Genomic DNA, 8,286 nt, shown 5'->3' with positions numbered 1-8,286 from the left:
TCCGGCTTCCGCCAGCGAGGAGATGTGCGCCAAACTGTTCGAAGCCGGCGTCGACGTCTTCCGGATCAATATGAGCCACACCCAGCGCGAGACGCTGCCGGAGCGGGTCGCCATGTTGCGTGGCCTGGAGGAGAAATTCCATCGCCCCGTCGGCATTCTCGCCGATCTGCAGGGACCGAAGCTGCGCGTCGGCCAGTTCGGTGGCGATGGTGGCGTGATGCTGGAAAAGGACGCGCGCTTCGTCCTCGATTCCGACCCTGCCCCCGGCGACGTGAAGCGCGTCTACCTGCCCCATCCCGAGATCCTGAGTGCGCTTGAGCCCGGCCACGCCCTCATCCTCGACGACGGCAAGATCCGTCTCGTCGTCGAGAAGGCGAGCCCCAAGCAGGCGGTGACCCGCGTCACGGTCGGTGGCAGGCTTTCATCGCGCAAGGGCGTCAGCCTGCCCGACACCACGATCCCGGTTTCGGCGATGACGGACAAGGACCGTTCCGACGCCGAAGCCGCAGCAGATGCCGGCGTCGACTGGATCGCGCTCTCCTTCGTCCAGCGCCCCGAGGACATGGCCGACCTGCGCAAGATCGTGCGCGGGCGGGCGCTCGCACTCGCCAAGATCGAAAAGCCGCAAGCGCTGCTCCGGCTTGAAGAGATCATCGAGGCGTCCGATGCGATCATGGTCGCGCGTGGTGATCTCGGCGTCGAGATGCCGCTGGAAAAGGTGCCGGGCACGCAGAAGCGCATCACCCGCATGGCACGGCGCATGGGCAAGCCCGTCGTCGTCGCAACGCAGATGCTGGAAAGCATGATCACCGCTCCGGTGCCGACCCGCGCCGAGGTCTCCGACGTCGCGACTGCCGTCTTCGAGGGGGCCGACGCCGTGATGCTCTCGGCCGAGAGCGCTGCCGGACAATATCCGATCGAGGCGGTGACGATGATGAACCGCATCGCCGAGGAGGTGGAGAGTGAATCGATCTACCGCTCGATCCTCGAATCGCAACGCGCCGAGCCCGAGGCCACGGGCGCGGATGCCATCGCCAAGGCGGCCCACGAGATCGCCGATACGCTGAATCTCAAGGCCATCACCGCCTGGACCTCCTCGGGCTCGACCGCCTTCCGTATCGCCCGCGAGCGGCCGAACTCGACCGTCATCGCGCTGACGCCCAATCGCGGGACGGCGCGGCGCCTCACCCTGGTCTGGGGTGTGCACGCGGTCGTGACCAAGGACGCCAGCGACATCGACGATATGGCCTTCCGCGCTTGCAAGTTCGCGGTCCGCGAAGGCTATGCCGCGGTCGGAGACCGCATCATCGTGGTTGCCGGTGTCCCGTTCGGCACGCCGGGCGCGACCAACATGGTGCGTATCGCCTTCATCGCGAAGGAGCACGTCGCCAAGGCCTGACGCCCTTAGATCATCGGACCGGATATCGTATCCGATGATCTGACCCCTTGTGTTGCATCGGCTTTCCCGAAAACCGCAATCCACTTTTCGGGCCGATGCCTTAGCGCGCGAACGCGAGGCTCGAGCGCGGTCCGGCCAACTGGTCGATTGCCTCGACGACGATTTCGGGCGCCGCGTGATGCGGCATATGCCCGACGCCCGGCAGCAGCACGAAGCGCCCCTGCGGCGCCTCGCGTGCGATCGCGGCGGAATGGATCACCGGAGACACGATCGCGTCGCTGTCCCCGGTGATCGCCACCACCGGAATCCTGAGATCGCGGTAGCGCGGAGCCTGTGCGCTGACGAAGGCGTGGGTCGCGGCGACATCCCGGGCATTCGCCTCGAAGGTCGAAGGGCGCAGCAGCAGCCGGATTTCGCCTGCTGCGACATAGCCGGGCGTGACCGGCCGCGGCGCAAAGACACTCTCGACACCRGAGCGCAAAAGGGCATCGGACGCCGGCACGCCGATCAATCGCGTGAAGACCGGGCCGATCACAGGCCATGAGGCCGCGTGATAATACCAGGCAATGCCGCCAGGCCAGGGGTGGGTCACGCCGCCAAGCAGGACAAGTCCGCGCAATCGCTCGGGGTGATCCAGTGCGATCCGCGTTGCGAGCGCTCCGGCCAGCGAATGAGCGACCAGCACGAAGGGCTCCGACAGGATCTGATCGAGAGCCTTCATGATGACTGTCGCCTGCTGAGCGGGATCAGCCATGGCGTTCTCGTCGATCCGATCGCTCCAGCCATGGCCCGGCCGGTCGAGCGCGATCACCCGGTAATGGCCAAGCTCGGGTCCGAGCGTCGCCAGCAGGTCGGCATGATCTGACGAGGCTCCGTGGACGAGCACGACGGTGCCGYGCATCTCGCCCACCGGCTTGCGCTCGACATAGTGCAGCCTGCCTCCTGGAAGCGTCAGGAAGCTGCCCTTGGGGGGATGCTGTCGTTCTGCTTCGACGCCAAGCCACTCCGTCCTGGCGAGCAGGCCGGCAACAAGAAGGGCAGGAAGAATGAGCAAGGCGCGCGCGAGCATGATTTGCTTACGTCGCCGCATTCGCTTTGGTTTCACTGGTGAACCGCAAGGGCCTACGCGTCGCGGCCGTCGACTTCGGTCTTCAGCGAATCGACTGCGTCCTTGATGGCCTCGAATTGCGGATAGATCTCCTGCGCCCGCCGATAGGCGATCAGGGCACGCTTGTCGTCCCCCTGCTGCCGCAGGATGGTGCCGAGCCCCATCATCGCGCCGTAATGACGCGGCTCGCGCTTCAGCGCCTCTCCGATGTCGATCATCGAGCGGATCGAATCGCCCGCGAGGAAGAGCGCGTTGGCGCGCTGATTCCAGCCTTCAGCCCAGTCCGGCTCGAGACTGATGATGCGGTCGAGCAATTCGATCGCGAGATCGAGCTCCTTGGATCGCATCGCCTCCTGCGCCCGTGCCATCAGGAGATCCGCCGTATCCGACCCTGATCGCGCCCAGCGCCGCTGGATCAGATTGGCGATGCCCTTGGCCTCCTCCGGGCTCTTGGCGGCAGCAAGCCGCTCGAACAGCCGATCCAGCGTCGCAGCCGGGCTGCGCGAGGCACCGGGAGCCGGTGCCGCCGGATTATCCGTCGTGTCCGAATGCGGCACGGTGCCAGGCTGCGCTGGTGCGCTGTCCTGCCCCAGGGCAGCGCCTAGCCCGAACGGCAAGGCTGTCGCCAGGACAAGCGCAAGAGCAGCGGAAGGCAGACGAGGAATGCTCATGCCCACAAGATTAGGGGCTCGTGCGGTCGCGTCAAATCACGACGTGGCGAGAGGCTCATGCCAAAAAAGGTGGGCGCGCCGAGCGCGCCCACCTTCAAATCTGGAGTCAGCATCAAAACGTCGCGGCAGCGAAAGCCGCGCGCCAACTCAGCCCTGGCGCGCCTTGAAGCGCTTCTGGACCTTGTTGATGATGTAGACGCGGCCCTTGCGGCGAACCAGCTGGTTGTCGCGATGACGGGCGCGCAGCGACTTGAGCGAATTGCGGATCTTCATCGTCTCTACTCCGTCGATCCGCCTTTCGGACGAATCGGTCAAAAATTCACAGCTGCGACGCGGATCGGCGGGCGATCCTCATCGACCACTCGAACGGCGCGGCTGATGCGATGCCGGCTGTATACGGATTTTTCCGGCGATCGCAAGGGTCCAGCGTGCGAAAACCATCGAATACCCTCAGGCGATCGCGGCCAGATAACGCCGGAAGGAGCGTGCCAGCGCCGCTTTACCGTCGCCGGCGATGACCCTTCCCTCGAAGGCGCCATAGATCCTTGCGAAGGAAAAAGGCTCGAGAACCGCGGCGATCCGCCGGATCGTCGCCGCATTGACCGGAATCATGTTGGGATAGGAATAGAGCACGCTGACATAGCGGCGATCCTGCGCCACCTGCAGCACGTCGCCGCAATAGAGCGCGCCCTCCCCCTTGGCATGGTGCAGTACGGTCGCCCCAGCGAAATGGCCGCCGCAGCGCAACAGCGTCAAGGTCGGACCAAGCTTCAGGGCCTCGCCGTCCCAGAAGCGGATGGCAGGGTCCGGCTCGGTCACCCACTGCCGATCATCAGCGTGGAGATAGACCGGCACGCCGAGCGCGGCCGCCCATTCCGCCATCGCGGTGTAGTAATGCGGGTGCGAGATCGCGATGCCGATCATCGGCCCGCGCGCGCGGATCGCCTCGACCGCCTCGGGCGTCACAAGCCCGATGCAGTCCCATAGCAGGTTGCCCTCCTCCGCCTCGACCAGCAACGCCCGCTGATCGATCGCGAAGGCCGGTGCGATGCGCAGGCCAAGCACGCCATGGTCCTCGCTGCAGACGACGGAATGACCGAACGCGAGTTCGCCCGGCGTCAGCCATTCCTGGCCGTCCCAGCGCACGTATTGGCGCTCATCACGGCAGATCGGGCAAGCGTCGGGCGGGGTGTCCGTATCGGGAAATCGGGCGCCGCATTGGCGGCAGATGAAGCGCGGCATGAGCCTGTCTCCGGCTTGAACGAAGGCCGGCATCGAACGCCCCTGCATTCGGTGCCGCCAAACTATCTTCATATGAAGATACTAGCTCATCAATCTATCTTCATGTCAAGATACTCTGGCTGATGGAGAGTGCCTTGGCCGACGCTGACGAGACCCAGGATCATGTCGACCGGCTGCGCGCACAGTGGCAGCGCGAATTGCCTGATCTCGATACCGGCGCCATGGCCGTGCTGGGTCGGGCCTACCGGCTCTCCAACCTAGTTCGCCCAAGCATCGAGGCGACCTTCGCCGGATTTGGATTGGATCGCGGCGAATTCGATATCGTCTCCTCGCTCCGCCGCGCGGGCGCGCCGTTCCGCCTGACGCCGACTGAACTCTACACCAGCCTGATGATCGCCTCGGGCAGCCTCAGCCACCGCCTCGCTCGGCTTGAAAGGGCGGGCCTCGTCAGGCGCGTGCCGTCCGACACCGATGGAAGGAGTCTTGCCGTCGAGCTGACCGAGAGCGGACGCGCGAAGGTGGAGGCGGCTTTCCGCGCCGACATGAAAAGCGAAGCGACCTTTCTGACCCATCTCTCGCCGGAAGAACGCGGGGCCCTTGCCGCGCTGCTGCGTAAACTCAACCGGGCCATCGAGGATAATCCCGGGACGACGCAGGGGCACGGCTAGTTTCCGTCGCCCCCAAAGCCTTGTTGTTACCCGATTAACTTGTCACTCTGAGCCCCGGCGGACCGAGAAGCAGGGGAACCGAAGCACAGACCGATCCAGAACGAAGGGAGGACCACATGAAGCGCGTGACGTGTTTCACGCTTGTCGCTGCGGCTGGACTATTGGCATTTGCCACCGGCTCGGCCCAGGCCCAGACGTCCGAAATGACCTTCTTTGTCACCAGTGCCGGATCCGCGAAGGGTGCCGATCTCGGCGGCCTCGCAGGCGCCGACGCCATCTGCCAGCGTCTTGCCCAGGCGGCGGGTGCAGGCAGCAAGACCTGGCGGGCCTATCTCTCCACGCAGGCGACTGGCGGCACCACAGCCGTCAACGCGCGAGACCGCATCGGCCCAGGGCCCTGGCGCAACGCCAAGGGAGCTGTGATCGCCACCAGCGTCGCTGACCTGCATGGCGGCGCGGCCGGCTTGACCAAACAGACCGCGCTCAACGAGAAGGGCGAGCCGGTCAATGGTCGCGGCGATACACCGAACCAGCACGATATGCTCACAGGCTCCCAGGCCGACGGCACCGCCTTCGGCCCCGGCGAGGACCGGACCTGCGGCAACTACACCAAGAGCGGTACGGAGGGCGCCGTCATGCTCGGCCACCATGACCGCAGCGGCCTGGACGAATCCCCACCGGCGAAGTCGTGGAACACCTCGCATGCGTCGCGGGGAGGCTGCAGCCAGGAAGCGCTGCGCGGCACGGGGGGAGCCGGCCTGTTCTACTGCTTCGCGACGAACTGAGCCGAACGATCAGCATCGACAGATGCCCTGAAACAAGACGGCCACCCAACCGGGTGGCCGTTCGTCTGCGATGATCGCAGGCGAGCGTCATCAGGCCGTCGAAAGCTTGAGCCCGATCAGCCCGGCGACAATGAGACTGACGCTGGCGATCCGGAAGAAGGTGACGGCCTCTCCCATTACGAAAATGCCGACGAGGAAAGCTCCGACCGCACCGATTCCCGTCCAGATCGCGTAGGCCGTGCCCAGCGGCAGCGACTTCATCGCCACGGCCAGCAGGCCAAAGCTGATGATCATCGTCGCGATCGTGATCACGCTGGGCCCGAGCTTCGTGAAGCCCTCGGACTGTTTCATGGTCGACGCCCACACGACTTCGAAGACGCCTGCAAAGAGCAGATAGATCCAAGCCATTGCTGATACTCCGTCTCGTGCGGCCTCAATGGCTCGGGTGAAGGGCATCGTTGAGATACATGCAGGTGAGCATGGTGAAGATGTAGGCCTGCAGGATTGCCATCAGTACCTCCAGACCGGTGAGGGCGACCGTCATGATCAGCGGCAGCACCGCTCCAAGGATGCCAACCGCACCGAGACCGGTCATGCCGACGACAAAGCCGGCAAAGACCTTGAGCGCGATATGGCCGGCCAGCATGACCGCGAACAGGCGGATCGAATGGCTGATCGGTCGCGAGATATAGGAGACGACCTCGATCAGGACGATGATCGGCGCAAGGACGATGGGAACGCCCGACGGCAGGAACAGCCGCAGGAAGCCGAAGCCATGCTTCACGAGGCCATAGATCGTCACCGTGCAGAAGACGAGCATGGCAAGCGCGAAGGTCACGGAGATATGGCTCGTCACGGTGAACGCGAACGGCAACATTCCGATCAGATTGGCCAACAGGATGAAGATGAAGAGCGAAAAGACCAGCGGGAAGAAACGCATGCCATGCTCGCCTGCGATGCTTCTGAGCGTGTTCCGTACGAACTCGTAGAGAATTTCGCTCAGGGCCTGGGCACGGCCAGGGACAATCGCGCGGGAGCGGGTCGAGAACAGCAGAAAGCCGCTGGCGATGGCGACGATCGCGATCATGAAGGCGGATGAGTTGGTGAAGGCGATCTCCTGCCCAGCGACCTCCCCAAGGCTGAACAGCGTCTTGATTTCGAATTGCTCAATCGGGCCGGCCACGGCGAACCTCTTGCGTCATGTGGGTTGAAACGGGAACGGCCCCGCGATGCGTCGGCAGGCGCCAGGCCGTGCAGGCCAACGCTTCGACTGCGGGCGGGATACGGGACGAATCCGGACGGCGCGCATGGACGTGCCAGCGKGCGAAGCGGTTCGTCAGGTTTTGGGAAGAGGGCAGTTTCTGAGAAGAAGGCCCGGCTCGCTGATCAATCAGCAGCCTGCGGCCATGCCTGGGGCATGTCGGTTCCATTATCTCTCCCGAGACAATGGGGCCGTCCCCAGCGTTACAGATGGCACAGGTCGTCCAGTGCGGGCCGGTCTCTAGAGCGAAGTGAWTTTCACGTCAACCGGACGGGCTGGCCTTCACATTGATGACGGACAGAAAGCCGCCGCGAGCGCTAACCGGTCCGAGCGCTTCCATCGCCGAAAACACCCTGAAGCTGTTCGAATTCGGGGGTAGAGCCGGAATTTGCAGCCTGACCCGCCAAAGCCTATCGGTTCCGGCGGCCTGATGCCGCATTTCGCGCATCCGGCTGGCACCGCCTGTGGAGACAACGCCTGAGATGGACATTTTCGATCGACTGAAGTCCGCAGCAAAGGCCGACTGGACGAGCTATGTCGACCACGCCTTCGTCCGGCAAATGGCGACTGGCATGCTGCCGCAGGCCGCCTTCCGTACCTATCTGGTGCAGGATTATCTCTTCCTGATCCAGTTCGCCCGCGCCTATGCGCTCGCAATCTACAAGGGCCGCACGCTTTCCGACATGCGGGCGGCCAAGGCCGGCCTGGCAGCCATCCTCGACGTCGAGATGGACCTCCATATCCGGCTCTGCGGCCGTTGGGGGCTGCACCCCACCGAGATCGAAGCAGCACCGGAGCATGCCGCGACGATTGCCTATACCCGGTTCGTGCTGGACTGCGGCGTCTCGGGCGACCTGCTCGACCTGCATGTCGCGCTCGCCCCTTGCGTGATCGGCTATGCCGAAATCGGGCGAAACCTTACTCCCGCGGGCCCAGAAGCACTCGGGGACCATCCCTATCGCGACTGGATCGGGGAATATGCCGGCGATGCCTATCAGGAAATCGCGATGGCAGCCCGGCGCCATCTCGACGATCTCGCCGCGCGGGCGATGACGGAACGGCGCTTTGCCGAACTCACGACCCTCTTTGCCAAGGCCTCCCGTCTCGAGGCGGATTTCTGGCAAATGGCGCTGAACGACGGCACCGCATAGC

At 64.5% G+C, this 8,286-nt stretch carries 10 protein-coding genes; 4 read left to right on the top strand and 6 right to left on the bottom strand.

The features are described 5' to 3' along the window. The coding region (gene pyk / locus AC1D34_RS29965) for a pyruvate kinase (protein ID WP_476826169.1) at positions 1 to 1,399 on the top strand (1,399 nt) is incomplete at its 5' end. A 100-nt stretch (positions 1,400 to 1,499) separates the two neighbouring features. On the opposite strand, the gene AC1D34_RS29960 is transcribed toward pyk, so the two are convergent. The 4 genes from AC1D34_RS29960 to AC1D34_RS29945 all read right to left on the bottom strand — a co-directional run bounded on the left by AC1D34_RS29960 (position 1,500) and on the right by AC1D34_RS29945 (position 4,420). Beyond that, positions 1,500 to 2,468, bottom strand: coding sequence for an alpha/beta fold hydrolase (locus tag AC1D34_RS29960; protein WP_476826168.1), 969 nt, complete (start codon positions 2,466 to 2,468; stop codon positions 1,500 to 1,502). A gap of 53 nt (positions 2,469 to 2,521) precedes the next feature. Then, positions 2,522 to 3,178, bottom strand: coding sequence for a tetratricopeptide repeat protein (locus tag AC1D34_RS29955; RefSeq protein WP_476768274.1), 657 nt, complete (start codon positions 3,176 to 3,178; stop codon positions 2,522 to 2,524). A gap of 147 nt (positions 3,179 to 3,325) precedes the next feature. Beyond that, positions 3,326 to 3,451 (bottom strand): type B 50S ribosomal protein L36, encoded by a 126-nt coding sequence (gene ykgO, locus AC1D34_RS29950; protein ID WP_038363015.1) that lies wholly within the window; start codon positions 3,449 to 3,451, stop codon positions 3,326 to 3,328. Between the two features lie 177 nt (positions 3,452 to 3,628). Continuing rightward, the gene (locus AC1D34_RS29945; RefSeq protein WP_476826167.1) at positions 3,629 to 4,420 is read right to left on the bottom strand and encodes an MBL fold metallo-hydrolase; all 792 of its coding nucleotides are present in this window, start codon (positions 4,418 to 4,420) and stop codon (positions 3,629 to 3,631) included. 122 nt (positions 4,421 to 4,542) lie between these two features. Between AC1D34_RS29945 and AC1D34_RS29940 the strand changes: the two genes are divergently transcribed. Both AC1D34_RS29940 and AC1D34_RS29935 read left to right on the top strand, forming a co-directional pair. Further along, positions 4,543 to 5,088, top strand: coding sequence for a MarR family winged helix-turn-helix transcriptional regulator (locus tag AC1D34_RS29940; RefSeq protein ID WP_441487920.1), 546 nt, complete (start codon positions 4,543 to 4,545; stop codon positions 5,086 to 5,088). Between the two features lie 116 nt (positions 5,089 to 5,204). Continuing rightward, positions 5,205 to 5,873 carry a hypothetical protein gene (locus AC1D34_RS29935; RefSeq protein ID WP_476826166.1) on the top strand — a complete coding sequence of 223 codons (669 nt, stop codon included), beginning with the start codon at positions 5,205 to 5,207 and terminating at the stop codon, positions 5,871 to 5,873. A 90-nt stretch (positions 5,874 to 5,963) separates the two neighbouring features. Here AC1D34_RS29935 and sugE read toward each other — a convergent pair whose 3' ends face one another. Together sugE and AC1D34_RS29925 are read right to left on the bottom strand one after the other, a co-directional pair. After that, positions 5,964 to 6,281, bottom strand: a complete 318-nt coding sequence (sugE, locus tag AC1D34_RS29930; RefSeq protein WP_113511072.1) for a quaternary ammonium compound efflux SMR transporter SugE — start codon at positions 6,279 to 6,281, stop codon at positions 5,964 to 5,966. Between the two features lie 25 nt (positions 6,282 to 6,306). Beyond that, the gene (locus AC1D34_RS29925) at positions 6,307 to 7,056 is read right to left on the bottom strand and encodes a F0F1 ATP synthase subunit A (RefSeq protein WP_476826165.1); all 750 of its coding nucleotides are present in this window, start codon (positions 7,054 to 7,056) and stop codon (positions 6,307 to 6,309) included. A gap of 560 nt (positions 7,057 to 7,616) precedes the next feature. Here AC1D34_RS29925 and tenA point away from each other — a divergent pair. Next, complete coding sequence (gene tenA / locus AC1D34_RS29920) at positions 7,617 to 8,285, top strand: thiaminase II (protein WP_441487917.1); 669 nt, start codon at positions 7,617 to 7,619, stop codon at positions 8,283 to 8,285. Position 8,286: the final 1 nt, after the last annotated feature.

The sequence above is a fragment of the Allobosea sp. P1_A7 genome (assembly GCF_056406775.1).
The sequence above is the reverse complement of the archived record's forward strand: the minus strand, read 5'-3'. Positions and strand labels throughout refer to the sequence as shown.